Consider the following 20,107-nt stretch of genomic DNA (forward strand, 5'->3'; position numbering starts at 1 on the left):
TTTCGTCATCCCTCGCCAAGTTCTGAGACAGACTCTTCCAGCGCCTTCACGCCCTCTGCCTTGCTGCCCACCCATCCGGCAGCCAGATCGACGACCTCTTCCATCGCATTGCGCGCCACCACCTGCACCGCGACCCGACCTGCCGCCTTGGCAAGTTTCAGCCCTTGTTCCTTGACAACCTGCCCCTTCGCCTTCGTCGCGCGCGGCATCTGCGCCAGAAGCGCGCCCAGAAAGGTGATCACCGGCTCGCCGGAATGGTCGGATTGCTGGGCGTCGATCTCGATCACCACCTCGCCCTGCGCGCGCAGGTGTTTTGCCCAATTCTCGCGCAGGAAGGTCTTGCCCTGACCGAACCCGGCCTCGATCGAGATCACCTTGCCCTTCTCAAGGCTGTCTTCGCGATACTCGATCGACTGGATCAGATGGGTGAAGGTCTCGGCGATGCCGGAATAGCCCAGCAGATCGTCTTTCCAGAGAGTGCCGTCAGCCTCGGTCATGCCCGCCCCCGCTCAAGCTTCCCTGCAGCACCACACCACAGGGTTGAGCGAAAGAAAAGCGGATGACACAAAAACCCCGCCCGGAAACCCGGACGGGGTGAAAATCGGCGTCAGACGGCCGGATCAGTCGATCCGCGTCACCAGCTCCGACAGCGGCTTGCGCACCTTCTTCATGCCGGCGAGCCAGTCGCCCTCGGTGGCGCGGTAGCCCAGCGGCATCAGCGTGACCGACCGCAGCCCCTTTTCCCGCAGGCCCAGGATTTCATCGACCGCGGCCGGATCGAACCCCTCCATCGGGGTGGCATCAACCTCAAGCTCGGCCGCCTGCGCCAGCGCGATGCCGAAGGCGATATAGGCCTGATGCGCGGCATGGGCGGCGTTCACCTCTTCGCTGCGGGCAAGGTAATTGGCCTTCAGATTGTCATAATAGCCCGCCAGCATCTCGCGCGGGATGCCGCGTTCGGCAACATGCAGATCGACGACGGCATCGATGCGCTCGGCGGTGTAATTGTCCCAGGCGGCAAAGACGATCAGATGCGAGCCGTCCACGATCTGGGTCTGACCAAAGGCCGCGGCCGAGATCTTCGCGCGCAGCTCCTTGTTGGTGATCACCAGAATTTCAAAGGGCTGCAGCCCCGAGGAGGTCGGCGCCATCTGCGCCGCGGTCACGATCTTTTCGACCTTGTCTTCGGAAACGGCCTTGGCCGGGTCCATCTTCTTCGTCGCATAGCGCCAGTTGAGCGTATCAAGCAGCATCGGGGCATCCTTTCGCGGTTGAGCGTATGGCGCCAAGATATGCGCACAGCCGCGCGGCGCAACGAAAGCTTCTGCGCTTATCTGCACAGCCGTTCGGATACCACCGCGCAGGCGGCCGCGATCGCTTCCTCGATGCTCAGGCTTGACGTGTCGATCACCACCGTATCCGCGGCGGGTTTGAGCGGCGCATCGGCCCGGTCATGTCGCGGGCGTCGCGCTCCTTCACCTCGGCCAGCACCTGCGCTTCGTCGCCGCCGACCTCCAGCCAGCGCCGATGCGCCCGCACCTCGGGGCTGGCGGTGACGAAGAGCTTCACCTCGGCCGCGGGACAGATGACGGTGCCGATGTCGCGCCCATCCAGCACCGCACCGCCCGCGCGCCGGGCAAAGTCGCGTTGAAAGTCCAAAAGCGCCTGCCGCACCTCGGGGATGACGGCGACCTTCGAGGCCGCCTGCCCGGCTTCGAGCGTGCGCAGATCGGGCCGCGCCAGATCCTCGGGCGTCAGCCCGCGCGCGGCGGCCACCGGATCGCCGCCCTTGACGCCCACGGCGCGATAAAGCGCCCCGGTATCCAGATGCGCAAAGCCGAAACGTTCGGCCACGGCGCGGGAAATCGTGCCCTTGCCCGCTGCGGCGGGCCCGTCGATGGCCACGGTGAACATCATCTTGAACCTCGCACGGGGCTTCAACGTTGCAATTTGCGTATTTGGACCAAGAAAAAACCATGGGCTTCTTCTTGGTGCAAATACGCCCTTTCGACCTCAGTCCCGGGTGATGCTGGCGCCAAGATCGCGCATCAGATCCTCGAAGACCGGGAAGGAGGTGGCGATCGGCGAGCCGTCATCGACCGCGATCGGCTTTTGGCTGACAAGGCCGAGCACCAGAAAGCTCATCGCGATACGGTGGTCGATATGGGTGGCGACGGTGGCGCCGCCGGGCACCCCATCGGCGCCAAGCCCATGCACGATCAGCGTGTCCTCGTCTTCCTCGACCCGGACGCCGCAGGCTTCAAGCCCGCGCGCCATCGCCGCGATGCGGTCGCTTTCCTTCACCCGCAACTCGTGCACGCCGCGCATCACGGTGGTGCCGGTGGCGCAGGCGGCCAAAGCGGCCAGCACCGGATATTCGTCGATCTGGGCGGCGGCGCGCTCGGGCGGCACCGCGATGCCGCTGAGCGCGGAGTGACGCACGCGCAGATCGGCAACGGGTTCGCCCCCCTCCTCGCGTTCGTTCAGAAATTCGATATCGGCGCCCATCTCGCGCAGGGTCAGGAAGAGCCCGTTGCGCGTCGGGTTCTGGCTGACGCCCGGCACAAGGATGTCCGAGCCCGGCACCAGCAGCGCCGCGCAGACCGGGAAGGCCGCCGAGGACGGGTCACGCGGCACCGCCACCTTTTGCGCCTTCAGCTCCGGTTGCCCCTGCAGCGTGATCCGGTTGCCCTCGGGCGTGGCCTCGACCGTCACTTCGGCGCCAAAGCCGCGCAGCATCCGTTCGGTGTGATCGCGGGTCGGCGTCTTTCGATCACCACGGTCTGCCCCGGCGCGTTGAGCCCCGCCAGCAGCACCGCCGATTTCACCTGCGCGGACGCCATCGGCGTCGTGTAGGTGACCGGCACCGGCTCGGCGGCGCCCACGACGGTCATCGGCAGCCGCCCACCCGCGCGCCCGTAAGACCGCGCCCCGAACAGCGCCAGCGGATCGGTCACCCGCCCCATCGGCCGCTTGCGCAAGCTCGCATCGCCGGTGAAGGTCGCGGTGATCGGGCTTGTCGCCATGCAGCCCATGATCAGCCGCACGCCGGTGCCCGAATTGCCGCAGTCGATCACCTCGGCCGGTTCGGCAAAACCGCCGACCCCAACCCCCTCGACCGTCCAGGCGCCCGGGCCGGTGCGGGTGACGGTCGCGCCAAAGGCCTGCATCGCCTTGGCCGTATCCAGCACGTCCTGCCCTTCAAGCAGCCCGGTGATCTCGGTCCGCCCGACCGACAGCGCGCCCAGGATCAGCGCCCGATGCGAGATCGACTTGTCGCCCGGCACCGCGGCCACGCCCGAAAGCGGGCCGCCCTTGCGCGACGTCATGCGGATGGGGGAACCGTGAGCGGACATGAAAGCCTCCCTGAATGTCAGGGCCCTGTTAGCGCACCGCGCCCCGACCGAAAAGCCCCTGCTTTTTCTTGGCGCAAATACGCCCTTGCGCGGCTTATGGCTTGCGGAAGGTGGCGTAGTCGGGGACCCGCCTTCGCGGAGCGCCTTTGCTCGTAGCGGGTCGAGAGCCAGTCGTCCCAGGGCGTGCCGGAATGGGCGACAAGGTCAAACCCGGCCTTCGGCGCCTCGATCAGCGCCTGCTCCATATAATTCGGGATGTCGGTGGCGACGCGGAATTCGGCGCCGGGGCCAGGATGCGGTTGAGCGCGCCCAGATAGCCCGGCGTCACGAAGCGGCGGCGGTGGTGGCGGCGCTTGTGCCAGGGGTCGGGGTAATTCAGGAAGGCCCTGGCGATGCAGCCTTCAGGCAGCACCTCCATCACGTCGCGCACGTCGCCCGGCCAGATCGCGACGTTGGTCACCCCCGCGGTGCGGATCTTGCCGAGCAACATCGCGACACCGTTGATGAAGGGCTCGCAGCCGAGGATGTTCACCCCCGGATAGCGCGCCGCCATATGGACCATATGCTCGCCGCCACCAAAGCCGATCTCCAGCCACAGCGGCGCATCATTGCCGAAGATCGTGCCGGGGTCGAGGGTCTCACGCCCCGGGTTTTCCTCTTTCGAGAGGCCCGCGGGGGTGAGCGAGGCCAGATCCTCGGACAGGTAGGTCTTCTGGCTCGCCCGCATCGTCTTGCCCGAGCGGCGGCCATAGAAATTGCGCCATTCGGCGGCGGGCGGGTCGGATCGGGGCGTGTCGGGCGTGTCGGTCATGGCGGCGCCATAAGGGGGCAAAGGGGGCCGGGTCAAGGGCTTTCACAGCAAGGCGCGGCAGGCGCGGGTCAATGCGCCTCGGCCCAGCTGGCCCCCTGCCCCGCATCGACGACCAGCGGCACCGACAGCTTCACCGCCGGATCGGCCGCGCCCTCCATCACCGCCCGCGCCGTGGCGATCAGCGGATCGACGGCGCTTTCGGCGACCTCGAAGATCAATTCGTCATGCACTTGAAGCAGCATCCTTGCGGGCAGATCGGCTATGGCCGCGGGCATGCGGATCATCGCACGGCGGATGATGTCGGCCGCCGCCCCCTGAATCGGCGCGTTGATCGCGGCGCGTTTGGCAAAGCCCGCGCCGGGCCCCTTGGCGTTGATCTCGGGCGTGTGGATCTTGCGGCCGAAGAGTGTGGTCACGAAGCCGTTCGCTTTGGCAAAGGCCACGGTCTCGTCCATATAGGCGCGGATGCCAGGGAAGCGCTCGAAATAGCGGTCGATGAAGCCCTGCGCCTCGGCGCGCGGGATGCGCAGGTTGCGCGCAAGGCCGAAGCCGGAAATCCCGTAGATGACGCCGAAGTTGATCGCCTTGGCGCGGCGGCGCACCATCGGGTCCATCCCCTCGACCGGAACGCCGAACATCTCGGACGCCGTCATCGCGTGAATGTCGATGCCCTTGGCGAAAGCCGCCTTCATCTCGGGCAGGTTCGCGACATGGGCGAGGATGCGCAGTTCAATTTGCGAATAGTCGAGCGAGACGATGCGATGCCCCGGCGTGGCCACGAAGGCCTCGCGGATGCGGCGGCCTTCATCGCTGCGCACGGGGATGTTTTGCAGGTTCGGATCGGTCGAAGCGAGCCGCCCGGTGTTCGCCCTGCGATGCTGTAAGAGGTGTGCACGCGCCCCGTATCCGGGTTCACATGGGTCTGCAGCGCATCGGTATAGGTCGATTTCAGCTTGGCGATCTGGCGCCAGTCGAGCACCTTGGCCGCCAGCTCCGCCGCCTGCTTGTGATCCGCCATCGTGGTGATGTCTTCGAGCACATCGGCCCCGGTCGCGTACGCCCCGGTCTTGCCCTTTTCGCCGCCCGGCACGCCGAGCTTGTCAAACAGGATCTCGCCCAGCTGCTTGGGGCTGCCCACGTTGAAGCTTTGCCCGGCAAGGGTTTGAATTTCCTCCTCAAGCCCCGCCATGCGCTGCGCGAAGACATTCGACATCCGGGCAAGAACCGTGGGATCGACCTTGACGCCGGCCATTTCCATCTCGGCCAGAACCGGGACCAGCGGGCGTTCGAGCGTCTCGTAAACCGTCGTCACCTGCGCCCGGTGCAGCTGCGGCTTGAAGGCGGCCCACAGCCGGAAGGTGATCTCGGCATCCTCGGCGGCATAAGCCGTGGCCTTGTCGATCGCCACCTTGTCAAAGGTCAGCTGCGCCTTGCCGGTGCCGATCAGCTCTTTGATCGGGATCGGGCGGTGGTGCAGATATTCCTCGGAAAGCGCGTCCATCCCGTGCCCGTGCAGGCCCGAGAACATCGCGTAAGACATCAGCATCGTGTCGTCAAAAGGTGCCACGCGAATGCCGCGCCGGGCGAAGATCTTCCAGTCATATTTCATGTTCTGGCCGATCTTCAGGATCGCCGGGTCTTCCAGAACCGGCTTCAGGATCGCCAGCGCCTCCTCCATCGACATCTGCCCCGCGGCCCGCGCGGTGGTGCCAAAGAGATCATCGCCCCCGGTGGTGTGGCCCAGCGGCACATAACAGGCCCGGCCCGGCCCGGTGGACAAGGACACCCCCACCAGATCGGCCTGCATCTCGTCCAGCGAGGTGGTCTCGGTATCGACGGCCAGCACGCCGGTTGCCTGCGCCTCGGCGAGAAGTCCCGGAGCGCCGCGGCGTCGGTGAGACACAGGTAGCGCGTGGGGTCGATCGGCGCGACATCCTCGGCCTGCGGTGCGAGGCGGGCCTGCGGCACCGCCCCCTCGGCCCAGCGCGCGGCGGCGTCGGGCTTTGCGGCTGGCGCCCCACCGGCACCTCGCGACCGAATTTCTCGGCGACGCGCTTGGTCAGGCTGCGAAACTCCATCGCCTCAAGGAAAGCGATCAGCGCCTCGGGCTCAGGCTCCTTCACCTCAAGCGCCTCCAGCCCGAAGTCGAGCGGCACATGGTCTTCCAGCGTCACCAGCCGCTTCGAAACCCGGATCTGATCGGCGAAATTCACCAGCGTTTCGCGCCGCTTCGGCTGCTTGATCTCGCCCGCGCGGGATAGCAGCGTTTCCAGATCGCCATATTCGCCAATCAGTTGCGCCGCGGTCTTGATGCCGATCCCGGGCGCCCCGGGCACGTTGTCGACGGAATCGCCCGCCAAGGCCTGCACGTCGATCACCCGATCCGGACGCACGCCGAATTTCGCCTCGACCTCGTCAGGGCCGATGACAAGGTTCTTCATCGCATCGAGCATCACCACGCCATCGCCCACAAGCTGCATCAGATCCTTGTCCGAGGAAATGATGGTGACCCGCCCGCCCGCCTCGCGCGCCTGCCGGGCAAGGGTGGCGATGATGTCATCGGCCTCAAACCCTTCGATCTCCAGACAGGCGAGGTTGAAGGCCCGGGTGGCGTCCCGGGTGAGCGGAAACTGCGGTCGCAGATCCTCCGGCGCCGGGGGGCGGTTTTCCTTGTAGGCGGGATAGATCTCGTTGCGGAAAGTCTTGGAACTGTAGTCGAAAATCACCGCCGCATGGGTCGGCGCATCGGCGCCCTTGGCGTCTTCGATGTAGCGAAAGATCATGTTGGTGAAGCCCGCCACGGCACCGACGGGCAGGCCGTCGGATTTGCGCGTCAGCGGCGGCAGCGCGTGATAGGCGCGAAAGATGAAGGCCGAGCCGTCGATCAGATGCAGATGGCAGCCCTTGCCAAAACCGTTGCCCATGTGCTTCCCTTTGCCGAGTGCTTTCCCGAAGGTATTGCCATGTTCCGAGTTCTGGTGCCAGCATTAGCCGCCCTTTGCCTGCCCCTTGCCGCCGCCGCGCAGAGCCTGCGCCCCGCGACGCCAGCCCTGCCCGTTCCTGACCCCGCCCGAAGCGCCCTGCAGGCCCCCTGCGCGATGACCGAGGGGACGGACAATTGCGCCCGGGTTCTGGCCTGCGTCGGCGACGACGGCATCTGGTTTGCCGGCCGCGCCTTTGGCCGCGGCAACGGGGATCTGTCGGGGGCCATGTCCGACGGCACCGCCTGCACCGGCCGCTGGACAGAGCGCAACTGGTTCGGCGCGGGCCAGGCCGATGTCACCTGCACGAATGGCCAGAAGGGCCGGGTCTATTTCACCTATCAGGACCGCTGGACCGGCACCGCCACCGGCAATGGCGAGATGAGCGGCGGCCAGCGTATCGAGATGTGGTCCGGCAACCGGGTCCCCGAGTTCCTGCAAAACACCACCGGCAAACCCGCCCTGCCCTGCGGCGACGCGGCGATTCCGATCAGCTAGGGCGGTGCCTTGCGCCCTCAGTGGTCCTCCACCGCGTTGGCGCGGTCGATGATGAATTTCTTGCCGCAATAGGGGCAGCAGATCTCGCCGGTTTCGCGCGGGATCGTCAGCCAGACTTTCGGGTGGCCCAAGGCGCCTTCACCGCCGTCGCAGGCGCCCTTCCAATGGGTGACGACCTTGATTTCGGGGGCGTTCGACATGGCTGGCTCCTGAGCGCGGCAAATGGGTCGGGCGGAGTTATGCGAAATAACGCCGCAGCGCGCAAGCGTTCCGCGCGCCCTCCCGGAAGAAAGCCGGGGCTTCGCCCCGGACCCCCAGCGTATTTTCACCAAGAAAAAGCAAAGGCTGGTTTTCTTGGCCCAAATACGCCCTGTCGCGGCTGGGGCCGGGAGCGCCTCAGTCGGTGACGATCATCGGGCCGATGCAGCGCCCGGCGAGGATGTGCAGGTGGAAATGCGGCACTTCCTGCACGCCGTTTTCGCCCGCATTGGTGATGGCGCGAAAGCCCTTGCCCGCGCCATGGGCCTCGGCGCCGATCAGGCGCACCACCTTGGCGACGGCGCGGGTGAAATCGACGATCTCGGCCTCGGAGGCCTCGGCGCAGAAATGATCGTAGGTGACATAGGGGCCCTTGGGGATCACCAGCACATGATCGGGCGCTTTCGGCGCGATGTCGCGGAAGGCCAGCGTGTGTTCGGTTTCCCAAACCGTGCGGTTGGGGATTTCACCGCGCAGGATGCGGGCAAAGATGTTCGTTGGATCATAGACATAGGCCACGGGCGCTTTCTCCTCAGTCGATGAACAGATAATCGGTCGCCGCGATCCGATCTGCAAGCCCGCGCGCGATGCCAAGGAAATCCGCCAGCGCGGCCGCATTTTCCTCGGGCGGGGCGGATTGGCGCATCCGCAGGAAGACCGGAAAGCCCGCGTCGCGCATCTGCTCGCTTTCGTGGCGCAGATCGTTGCGGATCGTCGGCAAGAGCCGGTCCAGCACCTCGGGCGGGGTGCTGCCGCCCGCCAGCCCGACACGGCGGGCATGGCCGACCAGATAGGCGTCGGAAAAGTCGCAGGCGATTTCCAGCACCCGCACCGTGCATTTGTCGGCGGCGAAATCCCGCATCAACTCGATCGCCGCCGGATCGAGGCAGACCACCAGCCGGTCAGTCTGATGATACTCGAACAGCATCCGCAGCAGCGCGCGGCGATGCCGGTTGCGCTTCTCGACCGACCGCTCGATCCCGCCCAGATCGGGCAGCCCGCCGTCCTCGTTGAAGATATACTCCACCGCCGCCAGACCCGCCTGCTGGCGGATCTGCTCGACCAGACGTTTCGCCACATGCCATTTCTTGCACACCACCAGCATCAGCGTGCGGTCGCGGCCCAGACTGGCCTCGCGCTCCCAGAACCGCGGCGCGAACCGGCGCCCCTCGCGGCCGCGGCCGGTCAGAAAGGCAAAAAGCGCCCGGCCCTCGTTCGAGACGGTGAAGCTGACGTCATGCGCGCCCCAAAGGCGGCCGAGCCGGTCCTTCAACTCGGTCGCATCGGGGCTGATCTTGCGCGCGAACAGGTAATCTTGCGCCACGAGCAGGTCGTAATGGTCGTTGTAGAAGGTCACCGGCATGCCGTAATCGGTGAACATGAGGAAGGTCAGCGTGCGGCGCCGGATCTCGGCCTCGGGGATCAGATGCGGCACGAGGGTCTGAAAGAAGGTCTCGTCCGGAATCCAGGTGGTGCGGAAAACCGCATCACGTCCCGGCGGCGGGCGGCGAAATCGAGCACCGCCTCGATCGTCTGCCGGCGCAGGCACCACCATTGCGAGCCGATCATCATCTGCAGATCCTCGGCACGCGGCGCGTCAGGCCCAGCCGTTTCTGCCAGTCGAAGGCGGTGTAGAACAGCTTCGGCTGCGTGCGTTCGTTGAACCAGTGCCGATAGATCAGCCGTTCTTCCTTGAAGCCGGTCTTGATCCAGTCCGAGGTGAAGAAATCGAAACATTCGATGTAATCGACATCCTCGGCATCCAGAAAGCGATGCGCATAGTCTGCCGTCTTGATCTGCAGGCAATCGCCCGAGCATGTAGAAATGGCTGGCCTGCGCAAAGGCCTCGAGCGCCGCCCGGGCCGCCTCCAGCGTCGCGGCGACAAGGCTCCATTCCCCCCAGCCGCATTTGTGCCGCTTGCGCGCGAAGGTGACCGAGGGGTTCGTCGCCAGCGCCGCGCGCAGGCGGGCGTAATCGGCGGCACTGGCGCGGGCGTCGAAATGGATCGCGACGAAATCCCCCGCCGCGGTCAGCCGCTCGGCCTGGGCGATGATCCCCTCGGGGTCCTTGTGGGTCAACAGAATGAAGGCGATTTTGCCATACTGGAAACAAGCCGTCCGCGATTTTGCCTTTCTCGCCTAGATACCGCCAAAGGACATTGAAAAAACAGAGGTTCTTTGCTTCAAGGGAAGGAATTCTTGATGAGTGGTGTGACAGGCTTGGCGCACTGCGACTGGAGGTTCACATCATGGGGTTTCCCGGCACCTGGATGACCGAGCGAGAGCGTCGTCTATCGCGTCGTTCCGAAATGCGCCTGCTCCTCGATCGGGCAGATCATGTTCTATTCCGATCACGGCAAGTTCTTTGACGGCGACATCCATGACAGCACCCGGGGGCTGCACAAATGGTCCCAGGACGCCAGCCAGAAGCCGATCGAAGCGAATGTGAAGGCGCATAAATCCTATGCCTTCACCTGTGTGCGCAACCCCTATGCGCGGATCCTGTCGTCATTCTTCGACAAGATCGCGGGGATTCAAAGGAACGGCAAGCGCTACCGCGGCGCGCTGGTGCCGCAGCTGGTGCAGAAATACGGCATCGACGTCGGCAGCCCGGAAAACGGCTTCGACTTCGATCAGGTGGCCTCGTTCCGCCGGTTTCTGCTCTTTGCGCGCGACACCATCCGCTGGCGCCGCCCGATGGAGCCCGACATCCACTGGTCGGCGATGTCGGGGCATATCTCGACCTTCATCGTCAACGGCGGGCGCTATGACCACATCTTCTTCACCGAGAAATTCGACGAGGGGATGCAGGTGGTGCTGGACAACATCCAGACGCCCTATCCGGTCGATCTGAAGGCGGTGCCGAAGTTCAACGAAAGCGAGGGCACGGGCCGAAGCGGGCGCATCCGGTCTCGGCCTATTTCGACGATCTGTCGCGCCATCTGGTGTGGGAGATCTACCGCAAGGATTTCCAGCTGTTCAAATACGATTTCGACAATCCCGACAACAAGATGCCGGTGGGCGAGATCGATCTGGACGAGGTACACGTCAAGCTGGGCGATTGACGGCCCGTTTCGGGCGGATCAGGAAAAGCACCGCTTTTCCCCGCCCGCCGCGCAGACGCATCCGCAAGACCGCCTGCCCCACGCATGAACAGAGGCAAGCGCCTGCCCCGGCGGGCGAGAAGCGCCCGCCATGGGCGGGCGGGCGCTGGCCGGGACGCTTTGGCGCCCCGGCGGTCTTCGGGGCAAATGCTGCTTGTGACCTCGGCGATGGCCTCGGTCCGCTCGGGCCCGTCTCAGCCCCCCGCCCGCCGCGCCTCGAAGAGCACCTGACCCCGTGGCAGCATCCGGTCGTGTTTCGTCAGATCCCAGCCCGCGGCGGCGGCGATCACATCGCGTTCCAGAACATGCCGGGGCGGCCGGTTCGGGTGGTCACGACGCCGTCGGGTTGACGAAAGGGCGCCCCCGCCTGCACCTCGGGCGCCAGAAACACCGTAAACAGAAAGACCTCCAGCCGCGGAAACCGGGCAAGGTTCGCCAGCGCCTGCCCCAGACAGTCGTTCGGCAGATGCGGGAAAACGGCAAAGGCGATGGCATGGGTGATCGCCTCGGGCACGCCCGGAAAGGCGAAGGCGTCATCCGCGATCAGCTGCGCCGGGTCGAGCCGCGCGGGGTCCGCCAGTTCCGCCGCATAGCCCGCCAGCATCAGATCGCGCGAGGCGTCGGTGCCCCAGTAATGCCCGAGCTCGAGATAGGCGACGGCCTTGCAGCCCAGCCGCAACGCCCCCGCCCCGATGTCGAGCAGATGATGGTGGGGCTGCATCCGCCCCACCTCGATCAGCGCCGCCATCTGCGCCCGCCCGGTCTCGTCCCAGCGCCCGCCGACGATGGCCCGGTGCCGCCCCTCGGCCAGCGCCTTGCCGTAGAAATCCGGCGCCAGATAGGGCGAGCGGCCCATGGATCTAGAGCAGCCCGGCCTGTTTGAACTGCGCCAGAATGTCGGTTTCGGGCCGCGCGCCGTAATGGCTGATCACCTCGGCCGCGGCGATGCAGCCCATCTTGCCCGCCACTTCAAGGCTTTGCCCGGTGGCGACGCCATAAAGGAAGCCCGCCGCGAATTGATCGCCCGCCCCGGTCGCATCGACCGGCACCACCCGGTTCACCGGCACTTCCACCCGTTCCGCGCCGCGGATCACCACCACATCGGCGCCCGAGCGGGTGCAGACCACCAGCCCGCATTCGGAGGCCGCCTGTTTCAGCGCGCTCTCCAGATCGGTCTGGTAGAGCGAGGCCCATTCATGCTCGTTGCCCAGCGCGAAATCCATCTCGTCCCTGACCAGACGGCGGAAGCTGTCGCGGTGGCGATCAACGCAGAACGGGTCCGAGAGCGAGATCCCCGCCCGCCCGCCGCCGCGGTGGCAGCCCTGCGCCGCTTTCAGGAACCCGGCCTTGCCGTGATCCTTGTCGAACAGATAGCCCTCAAGGAACAGGATTTCCATGTTTTCAACGACCTCCAGCGGAACATCCTCGGTCGAAAGCTCGGCCGAGATGCCCAGATAGGTGTTCATCGACCGCTCGCCATCGGGCGTCACGAAGATCATCGAGCGCGACGAGGGCAGATCGGCGCCTTTCACCGGCGGGTTCGGGAAATCCGTGCCCTCGGCATTCAGCGCGGCCTTGTAGAAATGGCCCAGGGTGTCATCGGCGACGCGGCCGATGAAGGCCGCCGTCAGCCCCAGATTGCCCAGACCCGCGATCGTGTTGCCGACCGAGCCGCCCGGCGCCTCGGTCCGGTCGCCCATCGCGGCATAAAGCTTTTCGGCGCGCTCGCGGTCGATCAGCTGCATGATGCCCTTTTCGATCCCCATCGCGGCCAAAAAGGCGTCGTCGCATTGCGCGATCACATCGACGATGGCGTTGCCGATGCCGACAACCTGGTATTTCTTCATGCGGTCTTCTCCTCGAAACGGCACAGATCGCGGATCAGGCAATCGGCGCAGCGGGGTTTGCGGGCGGTGCAGATATAGCGCCCGTGCAGGATCAGCCAGTGATGCGCATGGCGCTGAAATTCCACCGGCACATTGTCTTCGATGGCGCGCTCGACTGCGTCCACATCCTTGCCCGGACAGATGCCGGTGCGGTTGCCGACGCGGAAGATATGGGTGTCGACCGCCTGCGCCGGGTGCCCCCAGCCCATGTTCAGCACCACATTCGCCGTCTTGCGCCCGACACCGGGCAGGCTGACCAGCGCCGCGCGCGAGGACGGCACCTGCCCGTCGAAGCGTTCGACCAGCAGGCGGCTCAGCGCGATCACGTTCTTCGCCTTGGTGCGGTAAAGCCCGATCGACTTGATATGCGCGGTCAGCCCTTCCTCGCCCAAAGCCAGCATCTTTTGCGGCGTGTCGGCCACGGGCCAAAGCGCGCGGGTGGCCTTGTTCACCCCCACATCGGTCGCCTGCGCCGAGAGCGCGACGGCAACGAGCAGGGTGAAGGCGTTCACATGCTCCAGCTCGCCCTCGGGATGCGGATTGGCTTCCGCGAAACGGCGGAAGATCTCCTTCATCGTCGGGTAATCAAGCTGCGCAACCATGGCCCCCTTCTGCCCGCCGATCCGCCGCGGGGCAAGAGAAAGCGCGCGAAATTAACCCGATTCGACAAATTGCGGACAATTCGCCGCCGCCGTTAACGGTTCGTTTGCCGTGTTGCGAAAGAATGGGGCCAAGACCTGAAGGCGCAGGAGGGAACATGGACTACGGGTATCCGGTTTCGGTGCTTGGCTTCGATGCCGAGCGGGGGCTTTGGTCGCTGGACCATGATTTTGACGCCGCCACGATGCTGTGGCAGGTCACGCATGGCGCGGCGGGGGCAGAGCTGCGCGATGCGATGGGCCATCTGGTCTTGCAGGGCACGCTGACGGCCGATGTGCCGCTGGTGCTGCAAAAGCCCGGCGGCGGCGCGGTCCGGCTTGACCGGATCGAGATCGACGGGGTGCTGTGCCTTTACATGCCCTCCGAAATGCTGACGCCCGGCACCGACTATGCCGAGGCCGAACCGTTCGAGCTGCCCGCCCGCGCCGCCAGCCCCGAGGAAATCGCCGCCCTGCCCTGTCTGAGCGGCGGCACGATGATTGCCACCGCCGAAGGCCGATGCCGATCGACTGGCTGCGCCCGGGGGATCGGGTGCTGACGCGCGACAACGGCTATCAGCCGCTCCTCTGGGTCGGCCAGCACACGATGCCGCGCCGCGCCCCCCCCGAAACCCGGCCGCTGCTTCTGGCCGCCGCCTGTTTCGGCGAGGCGCTGCCCGAACGCGATGTTCTGCTCTCGCCCGGGGCCGGGGTGCTGCTGGCCGGGCACGAACTGGAACTCTGGTTCGGCGAATCGGAGATGTTCGCCAAGGCCCGCCATGCCCTGCCGAAGGCCGAGGCCGGGGCGGGGCCGCAAAGCTCTATTCCATGCTGCTCGCCACCGAGGTGGTGCTGGCCGAGGGATGTGGGTCAGCTCGGTCCATGCCGATGCCGCCTATCTGTCGCTGCTGCCTGATCGCATCCGCGGCGCCGTCGGGCCGCGCGTCAAGGCGGGCCATGCCGATCCCGCCCGCGCCTGGCTGGACGATTGGGAAGTGGCGATGTTCCGCCGCGAACGCCTGGCCCGCGCCCGCCGCCTCGCCGCCTGAACCAGCCGCCTGAAACCGCCGCCGGAGCCTGCCGCGCAGCGCCGAAGACCCCGGCCCCGGGGCCCGCCCGGGCCCCGTCGGCACCAGCACCGGGCCCGCCCGGGCCCCAAATCGGCCCTGTTTTCACCTTGGGGCAAATATCCCGGGGGGAGTCCGAAGGACGGGGGGCAGCGCCCCTGCCCCGCCGAACCCGCAGCTTTCGGGTCGTCTTTCCGGTCACAGCGCGGTAAGGTGACGCCCAGAAAGGCGTTCCCATGTCCGACACGATCCCGCTTGAAGACCGCTACCATTACCGTCTGATCGCCCGCGCCATCGCGGAAATCGACGCCGCGCAGGCCGCGGCGCAGGCCGCGGGCCGCCCGCTGCAGATCCCGCTTGACGATCTGGCGGCGCGGCTCGGCCTCTCGGCGCCGCATTTCCAGCGGATCTTTTCCGCCTGGGCCGGGGTCTCGCCCAAGCGCTACACGCAATATCTCTCGCTCGGCCTTGCGCGCGAGCTGCTGGCGCGCGCGCTGCCGCTTGATCAGGTCGCCGAAGCGGCCGGGCTCTCGGCCCCCTCGCGGCTGCATGACCTGATCCTGCGCTGGGAGGCGATGACCCCCGGAGAATTCGCCCGCGGCGGCAGCGGGCTGACGATCCGCTGGGGCCGCTTCGACAGCCCCTTCGGCCCGGCGCTGGCCTTTGGCACCGGGCGCGGGCTGTGCGGGCTCGGCTTTGCCGCCGACCTGGGCGAGGAGGCCGCCTTTGCCGACATGGCGGGCCGCTGGCCCGGCGCGCGGCTGATCGAAGACCCGGCGCCGATCGCCGATTGGGTCGGCGCGGCCTTCACCGGCCGCGGCGAGGCGCGGCTTTCGGTCACCGGCGCGCCCTTCCAGATCAAGGTCTGGGAGGCGCTTTTGGCGATTCCCTCGGGGCAGGTCACGACCTATGCCCGGATCGCCACCCGCATCGGGTCGCCGCGCGCCCATCGCGCCGTGGGCACGGCGGTCGGGCGCAACCCGGTGGCGGCGCTGATCCCCTGCCACCGGGTGCTGCGCGCCTCGGGCGGGCTGGGCGGCTATCACTGGGGCTAGGGTGAAACGCGCGCTTCTGGCCCGCGAGGCGGCGCAGCACGAGGCGGGGGCCTGACGCTCTCGCCGGAAATTGATGCGCAAAATTCCGCCAAGCCCGCACAGGGCATGGAACGGCGTCGAAAATCTGTCGTAGAATGGTGCGAACGGCCAACAGGGCCGCAAGCACAAGGGCAGCTCCATGACCAAGACCTCCACCCTCCTTCTCGCCTGCACCGGGCTTTTCGCGCTGACCGCCTGCACCCAGCCCTATGATCAGGGCTATTCCGGCTCGGCCAGCGCCGATCCCAATGCGAACACCCGCGGCGGCGCGATCGCCGGGGCGCTGATCGGCGGCGTTCTGGGCGCCACCAGCAACGGCGACGAGCGGCTGGAAAAGGCCGCCGCCGGGGCGATCGTCGGCGGGCTGATCGGCGGCGCCATCGGCAACCAGCTGGACAAGCAGGCACAGGAGCTGCGCCGCGATCTGGACACCAACGGCGTTTCGGTGGTGCGTCAGGGCGACCATCTGGTGGTGACGATGCCGCAAGACGTGCTGTTTGCCGTCGACAGCGCCTCGGTGCGCCCCGATCTGCAGCGCGATCTTTACACGCTCGCGGGCAGCCTGAACCGCTATCCCGACACCCGCGTCGAGGTGGTCGGCCACACCGATTCGGACGGCGACGCCGCCTATAACCAGCGCCTGTCGCAAGACCGCGCCAATGCGGTCGCCAATATCCTGATCGGCGCGGGCGTGCCCGGCTATCGCGTCGTCGCCTATGGCCGCGGTGAGGAACAGCCGGTCGCCTCGAACCTGAGCCCCGCGGGCAAGGCGCAAAACCGCCGCGTCGAATTCATCATCCGCCCGAATCGCTGAGATCGGACCACAGTGCCAAAGGCCGGGCCCCGCGCCCGGCCTTTGCTTTGAGCCAGCCTTTGCTTTTGAGATTGCCGGACTTTTCCATTGGTCATAGTTTCTGACCACGGGAGAGAGAAATGCCATTCCAGAAGATCGAATCCGAGAAACTTGCCTCGGCCGTGGTGCGTCAGATCGAGAATCTGATCGTCGAGGGCGTGCTGCGTCCGGGCGAACGGCTGCCGTCGGAACGCGAATTGTCCGAACGCCTTGCGGTGTCGCGGCCCAGCCTGCGCGAAGCCGTGGCCGAGTTGCAACAGGAAGGCCTGCTGACCACCCGCGCGGGATCGGGGATCTTCGTCGCCGAGGTGCTGGGCTCGGCCTTTTCGCCCGCGTTGATCCGGCTTTTCGCCCGCAACGATCAGGCGGTTTTCGACTATCTCGCCTTCCGGCGCGACCTTGAGGGGATGGCGGCGGAACGGGCGGCGAAGCTGGGCTCGGACACTGATCTGAAGGTGATCGACACCATCCTGACGCGGATGGAGGCGGCGCATGCCAAGCGCAACCCGGCCGACGAGGCGACGCTGGATGCGCAATTCCACATGGCGATCGTCGAGGCGAGTCACAATATCATCATGCTGCACATGATGCGGGCGATGTTCGACCTTTTGTCGGAAGGCGTTTTCTACAACCGCCAGATCATGTTCCGCAACCGTTCGACGCGCGAGGCGCTGCTGGAGCAGCACCGGGCGATCAACGCGGCGATTCAGGCGCGGGACGGGGCGGCGGCGCGGGCGGCGGTGGCGGCGCATATGGATTTCGTGGAAGTGGCGCTGACCGAATTGCGCAAGGCCGAACGCCACGAAGGCGCTGGCCCGGCTGCGGTTGAGCCATCAAAGCGCGAAAGCGCCGTAAGCAGGGGCCGCCCGGTCTGGAGCCCACCGTATCCGGGGCTCGGCATCCGGGGCCCGGCCCCCTTCGCGGGGTCAGTCCCGCGGCGGCGGCGGCAGGGCCGGATCGGCCTCGCATTTGGCCAGCGGCAGCGCCTTCAGGCTGGCGATCGACAGCACCTCGCCCTCGGCGGCGCGGCCATAGTCGCCCGCGGCACAGGCGCAGCCATAGCCATAATATCCGTTCGTCGCGACCCATTCGTCGCCGAATTCGGCCTCTGACCAGTCAAGCTCTTCCCAGCCGCCGACCTCCAGCGAGCCCTGCGAGGCGAACCACCAATTCGCATCGGCATCGACCAGATAGAAATTCCCGGGGTCGGATTGGCGAACCAGCCGCAGCGGGTTTCCGACCGGGCTTCGGCAACGGCCGCCCCGGCCAGCAGTCCGAAGGCGACGGCCAGCGCACATATGTTACGCAATCAATCCCCCGTCACTGTCATCGCCCGCCTCGATCAGCAGCCGATCCATGTCGGGCACCGTGACGTGACGTTTCCCCTCCAGCTCGATCACCCCGTCGCGTTTGAGCGCCGACATCTGCCGGCTGACGGTTTCGAGCGTGAGGCCGAGATAATCCGCCATCGCCTCGCGCGTGAGCGGCAGATCGAAGGTCAGACGGCCGCGCATCTTGCGGTGACGAATCGACGCATCGCGGCGCGCGACGATCGACAGAAGCGAGGCGATCTTCTCGCGCGCGGTCTTGCGACCGAGCAAAAGCATCCATTCGCGGGCGGCGTCCAGCTCGTCCAGGGTCATCTGCAACAGCCGCTGCGCGATATGCGGCGTGCGCTCCATCATCTCCTCGAAGGGCTTGCGGCGGAAGCAGCACATCAGGATATCGGTCGTCGCCGTGACGTTGTAAGCGGCGCGGTCGCGGCCAGGTCTTCCAACGAAATCAGAGGGTAAGAGGAGACCAACCATCTGCGTGCGGCCGTCTTCCAGGGTCTGGGTCAGGGTTGCGATGCCCGACACGACCGAGGCCACGAAGTCCATCTTGTCGCCCGACCAGATCACCGTCTGACCCGCTTCGAAGCTCCGGTAATACTTCGCCACCTCGAGTTCATCGAGTTCGGAACTCTCGCATCTTGCGCAGACGGCCCGGTGCCTGATCGGGCAGTCTCCGCACTGAAGCGAGACGGGATGAGCGTCGTCGTGAGACATTGCCTTGCTTGATCTGGGACAATACTTTGTTCGCGTCGTGAAGGATACAATACGCCCATGAAACATGAATCGCAACTCGCCCGGCTCGGACTCTTCGATGCCAAGGTGCCCCGCTACACCAGCTACCCGACTGCACCCCATTTCTCCAAGGATATCGGCCCCTCGCAGTTCATCGAGTGGATCGAGGCGATTCCGGCGGGGCGTCGATTTCCTTTACATGCATGTGCCCTTCTGTCGGCGCCTGTGCTGGTTCTGCGCCTGCCGCACCAGGGCACGCAGACCGATGCGCCGGTGAAGACCTATGCCGAGACGCTGATCAAGGAAGTTGCGATGCTGAAATCGCACCTTGCCCCGGGCGTGAAGCTGTCGCGGCTGCATTGGGGCGGCGGCACCGCGACGCTGCTTCCGGCGGACTCGATGCGCGCCATCGCCGCGGCGGTGTTCGAAGCCGTGCCGCTGGGCGAGAATGGCGAATTCTCGGTCGAGATCGACCCGAACGAGATCGACGACGAACGCATGGATGCGCTGGCGCAATCGGGGATGAACCGGGCCTCGGTCGGGATTCAGGATTTTGACCCCTTCATCCAGTCGGTGATCGGCCGCGAGCAAACCTTCGAAGTGACGAAGATGGTCGTCGACATGATCCGCGACCGCGGCATCAACAGCCTGAACGCCGACATCCTTTACGGCCTGCCGCATCAGACGCCGGAAAAGATGACCGAGAGCGTCGAAAAGGTGCTGTCGCTGAAACCCGACCGCGTCGCTTTCTACGGCTATGCCCATGTGCCGTGGATGTCGCGTCGGCAATCGCTCATTCCGGCGGAAAACCTGCCCACGCCGCCCGAGCGGCTGGCGCTGTTCCACCTCTCGCGCGAGCTTTTCACCAAGGCGGGCTATGACGTGATCGGCATCGACCACTTCGCACTGCCGCATGACGGGCTGGCCACCGCGCTCAAGGCGGGCAAGCTGCGCCGCAACTTCCAGGGCTATACCGACGATCAGGCGGAAGCGCTGGTGGGGCTCGGCGCCTCGTCGATCTCGCGCTTCCCGCAGGGCTTTGCGCAGAACGAAAGCCCGACCGGCACCTATACGGCGGCGATCCGCGAGGGCAAGTTCTCGACCCACCGCGGCTTTGTCTTCTCGAAGGAAGACCTGATGCGCGGCCGTCTGATCGAGATGCTGATGTGCGACTTCAAGGCCGACAAGGCGGAACTTGTCGACCAATGGGGCGCCGATCCGGCGGTTCTCGATGCCGAATTCGCCGCTTGCGTTGCGAAATTCGAAGACATGGTGGTGGTGACCGAAGCGGGGCTGGAAATCCCCGAACAGGGCCGCCCGCTGACGCGGATGATCGCGCGTCACTTCGATGCCTATGACCTCTCGAAAGCCGGGCACAGCTCGGCGATCTGAGAGCACTTCCATAACAAGGGAAGGGCAGACTGGGCGCCGCAAGGCGCCCATTTCTTTGCGCCCCTCCTCGGCCCCGAAGCCGTTGAAAGCCCCGACGGCGTCC

15 protein-coding genes and 8 pseudogenes are annotated in these 20,107 nt (G+C 66.1%); 9 read left to right on the forward strand and 14 right to left on the reverse strand.

From position 1 onward, the window contains the following. Positions 1–5 precede the first annotated feature (5 nt). The 6 genes and pseudogenes from ACTTAG_RS13130 to polA all read right to left on the reverse strand — a co-directional run bounded on the left by ACTTAG_RS13130 (position 6) and on the right by polA (position 7,091). Entirely contained in the window at positions 6–497 is a 492-nt protein-coding gene (locus tag ACTTAG_RS13130) for a hypothetical protein (protein ID WP_444462702.1), read from the reverse strand. Between the two features lie 123 nt (positions 498–620). Further along, positions 621–1,253 carry an NAD(P)H-dependent oxidoreductase gene (locus ACTTAG_RS13135; protein ID WP_444462703.1) on the reverse strand — a complete coding sequence of 211 codons (633 nt, stop codon included), beginning with the start codon at positions 1,251–1,253 and terminating at the stop codon, positions 621–623. 77 nt (positions 1,254–1,330) lie between these two features. Next, positions 1,331–1,917: pseudogene (locus ACTTAG_RS13140) on the reverse strand ((d)CMP kinase). 96 nt (positions 1,918–2,013) lie between these two features. Continuing rightward, positions 2,014–3,356, reverse strand: a pseudogene (aroA, locus tag ACTTAG_RS13145) (3-phosphoshikimate 1-carboxyvinyltransferase). Between the two features lie 94 nt (positions 3,357–3,450). Further along, positions 3,451–4,167: pseudogene (trmB, locus tag ACTTAG_RS13150) on the reverse strand (tRNA (guanine(46)-N(7))-methyltransferase TrmB). A gap of 68 nt (positions 4,168–4,235) precedes the next feature. Further along, positions 4,236–7,091, reverse strand: a pseudogene (gene polA / locus ACTTAG_RS13155) (DNA polymerase I). Here polA and ACTTAG_RS13160 point away from each other — a divergent pair. Continuing rightward, a complete protein-coding gene (locus ACTTAG_RS13160) occupies positions 7,062–7,646 on the forward strand; it encodes a hypothetical protein (protein WP_444462704.1) in 585 nt (194 codons plus the stop codon). The pseudogene polA and the gene ACTTAG_RS13160 sit on opposite strands and share 30 nt — an antisense overlap. A gap of 17 nt (positions 7,647–7,663) precedes the next feature. Here the strand turns inward: ACTTAG_RS13160 and ACTTAG_RS13165 are convergent, their stop codons facing one another. The 3 genes and pseudogenes from ACTTAG_RS13165 to ACTTAG_RS13175 form a co-directional block, all read right to left on the reverse strand. Beyond that, a complete protein-coding gene (locus tag ACTTAG_RS13165; RefSeq protein WP_074554455.1) occupies positions 7,664–7,846 on the reverse strand; it encodes a zinc-finger domain-containing protein in 183 nt (60 codons plus the stop codon). A 196-nt stretch (positions 7,847–8,042) separates the two neighbouring features. Then, positions 8,043–8,423, reverse strand: a complete 381-nt coding sequence (locus ACTTAG_RS13170; RefSeq protein WP_444462674.1) for an HIT domain-containing protein — start codon at positions 8,421–8,423, stop codon at positions 8,043–8,045. A gap of 13 nt (positions 8,424–8,436) precedes the next feature. After that, positions 8,437–9,998: pseudogene (locus ACTTAG_RS13175) on the reverse strand (DUF5928 domain-containing protein). A 155-nt stretch (positions 9,999–10,153) separates the two neighbouring features. On the opposite strand from ACTTAG_RS13175, the pseudogene ACTTAG_RS13180 reads away from it, so the two are divergent. Beyond that, positions 10,154–10,969: pseudogene (locus ACTTAG_RS13180) on the forward strand (sulfotransferase family protein). A gap of 325 nt (positions 10,970–11,294) precedes the next feature. Here the strand turns inward: ACTTAG_RS13180 and ACTTAG_RS13185 are convergent. The 3 genes from ACTTAG_RS13185 to nth are packed head-to-tail and all read right to left on the reverse strand — an operon-like array spanning position 11,295 to position 13,496. After that, positions 11,295–11,864 (reverse strand): class I SAM-dependent methyltransferase, encoded by a 570-nt coding sequence (locus ACTTAG_RS13185; protein WP_444462705.1) that lies wholly within the window; start codon positions 11,862–11,864, stop codon positions 11,295–11,297. A gap of 4 nt (positions 11,865–11,868) precedes the next feature. Then, a complete protein-coding gene (locus ACTTAG_RS13190) occupies positions 11,869–12,855 on the reverse strand; it encodes an adenosine kinase (RefSeq protein ID WP_444462678.1) in 987 nt (328 codons plus the stop codon). Then, positions 12,852–13,496: an endonuclease III gene (gene nth, locus ACTTAG_RS13195; protein WP_444462679.1), complete on the reverse strand. Its 645-nt coding sequence runs from the start codon at positions 13,494–13,496 to the stop codon at positions 12,852–12,854. Before nth ends, ACTTAG_RS13190 begins: the two co-directional genes overlap by 4 nt. 155 nt (positions 13,497–13,651) lie before the next feature. Here nth and ACTTAG_RS13200 point away from each other — a divergent pair, with 155 nt between their 5' ends. From ACTTAG_RS13200 to ACTTAG_RS13225, 6 genes and pseudogenes are all read left to right on the forward strand, one after another. Beyond that, on the forward strand, positions 13,652–14,092 hold the full coding sequence (locus tag ACTTAG_RS13200) for a hypothetical protein (protein ID WP_444462706.1): 441 nt from the start codon (positions 13,652–13,654) through the stop codon (positions 14,090–14,092). Then, entirely contained in the window at positions 14,053–14,448 is a 396-nt protein-coding gene (locus ACTTAG_RS13205; protein WP_444462707.1) for a Hint domain-containing protein, read from the forward strand. Before ACTTAG_RS13200 ends, ACTTAG_RS13205 begins: the two co-directional genes overlap by 40 nt. Further along, complete coding sequence (locus ACTTAG_RS13210) at positions 14,396–14,581, forward strand: hypothetical protein (protein WP_444462708.1); 186 nt, start codon at positions 14,396–14,398, stop codon at positions 14,579–14,581. The genes ACTTAG_RS13205 and ACTTAG_RS13210 overlap by 53 nt, the downstream gene beginning before the upstream one ends. A 254-nt stretch (positions 14,582–14,835) precedes the next feature. Then, positions 14,836–15,709, forward strand: a pseudogene (locus ACTTAG_RS13215) (methylated-DNA--[protein]-cysteine S-methyltransferase). A 123-nt stretch (positions 15,710–15,832) separates the two neighbouring features. Further along, the gene (locus tag ACTTAG_RS13220; protein WP_444462682.1) at positions 15,833–16,507 is read left to right on the forward strand and encodes an OmpA family protein; all 675 of its coding nucleotides are present in this window, start codon (positions 15,833–15,835) and stop codon (positions 16,505–16,507) included. A 119-nt stretch (positions 16,508–16,626) separates the two neighbouring features. After that, positions 16,627–17,401: pseudogene (locus tag ACTTAG_RS13225) on the forward strand (FadR/GntR family transcriptional regulator). A gap of 71 nt (positions 17,402–17,472) precedes the next feature. Here ACTTAG_RS13225 and ACTTAG_RS13230 read toward each other — a convergent pair. Then, complete coding sequence (locus ACTTAG_RS13230) at positions 17,473–17,844, reverse strand: DUF4087 domain-containing protein (protein ID WP_444462683.1); 372 nt, start codon at positions 17,842–17,844, stop codon at positions 17,473–17,475. A 3-nt stretch (positions 17,845–17,847) separates the two neighbouring features. Then, the gene (fnrL, locus tag ACTTAG_RS13235) at positions 17,848–18,594 is read right to left on the reverse strand and encodes a transcriptional regulator FnrL (RefSeq protein WP_444462709.1); all 747 of its coding nucleotides are present in this window, start codon (positions 18,592–18,594) and stop codon (positions 17,848–17,850) included. Positions 18,595–18,651: 57 nt separating this feature from the next. Between fnrL and hemN the strand changes: the two genes are divergently transcribed. Next, positions 18,652–20,004, forward strand: coding sequence for an oxygen-independent coproporphyrinogen III oxidase (gene hemN / locus ACTTAG_RS13240; protein ID WP_444462710.1), 1,353 nt, complete (start codon positions 18,652–18,654; stop codon positions 20,002–20,004). Positions 20,005–20,107: the final 103 nt, after the last annotated feature.

The organism is Rhodobacter capsulatus (assembly GCF_052363185.1).
GTDB lineage: Bacteria > Pseudomonadota > Alphaproteobacteria > Rhodobacterales > Rhodobacteraceae > Rhodobacter > Rhodobacter capsulatus_E.

Excerpts from the sequence above, each read along its gene's own strand:
- ACTTAG_RS13130 (WP_444462702.1), bottom strand. The coding sequence starts at position 497 with ATGACCGAGGCTGACGGCACTCTCTGGAAAGACGATCTGCTGGGCTAT.
- ACTTAG_RS13135 (WP_444462703.1), bottom strand. The coding sequence starts at position 1,253 with ATGCTGCTTGATACGCTCAACTGGCGCTATGCGACGAAGAAGATGGAC.
- ACTTAG_RS13160 (WP_444462704.1), top strand. The coding sequence starts at position 7,062 with ATGGCAGCCCTTGCCAAAACCGTTGCCCATGTGCTTCCCTTTGCCGAG.
- ACTTAG_RS13165 (WP_074554455.1), bottom strand. The coding sequence starts at position 7,846 with ATGTCGAACGCCCCCGAAATCAAGGTCGTCACCCATTGGAAGGGCGCC.
- ACTTAG_RS13185 (WP_444462705.1), bottom strand. The coding sequence starts at position 11,864 with ATGGGCCGCTCGCCCTATCTGGCGCCGGATTTCTACGGCAAGGCGCTG.
- ACTTAG_RS13190 (WP_444462678.1), bottom strand. The coding sequence starts at position 12,855 with ATGAAGAAATACCAGGTTGTCGGCATCGGCAACGCCATCGTCGATGTG.
- nth (WP_444462679.1), bottom strand. The coding sequence starts at position 13,496 with ATGGTTGCGCAGCTTGATTACCCGACGATGAAGGAGATCTTCCGCCGT.
- ACTTAG_RS13200 (WP_444462706.1), top strand. The coding sequence starts at position 13,652 with ATGGACTACGGGTATCCGGTTTCGGTGCTTGGCTTCGATGCCGAGCGG.
- ACTTAG_RS13205 (WP_444462707.1), top strand. The coding sequence starts at position 14,053 with ATGCCGATCGACTGGCTGCGCCCGGGGGATCGGGTGCTGACGCGCGAC.
- ACTTAG_RS13210 (WP_444462708.1), top strand. The coding sequence starts at position 14,396 with ATGTGGGTCAGCTCGGTCCATGCCGATGCCGCCTATCTGTCGCTGCTG.
- ACTTAG_RS13220 (WP_444462682.1), top strand. The coding sequence starts at position 15,833 with ATGACCAAGACCTCCACCCTCCTTCTCGCCTGCACCGGGCTTTTCGCG.
- ACTTAG_RS13230 (WP_444462683.1), bottom strand. The coding sequence starts at position 17,844 with ATGTGCGCTGGCCGTCGCCTTCGGACTGCTGGCCGGGGCGGCCGTTGC.
- fnrL (WP_444462709.1), bottom strand. The coding sequence starts at position 18,594 with ATGTCTCACGACGACGCTCATCCCGTCTCGCTTCAGTGCGGAGACTGC.
- hemN (WP_444462710.1), top strand. The coding sequence starts at position 18,652 with ATGAAACATGAATCGCAACTCGCCCGGCTCGGACTCTTCGATGCCAAG.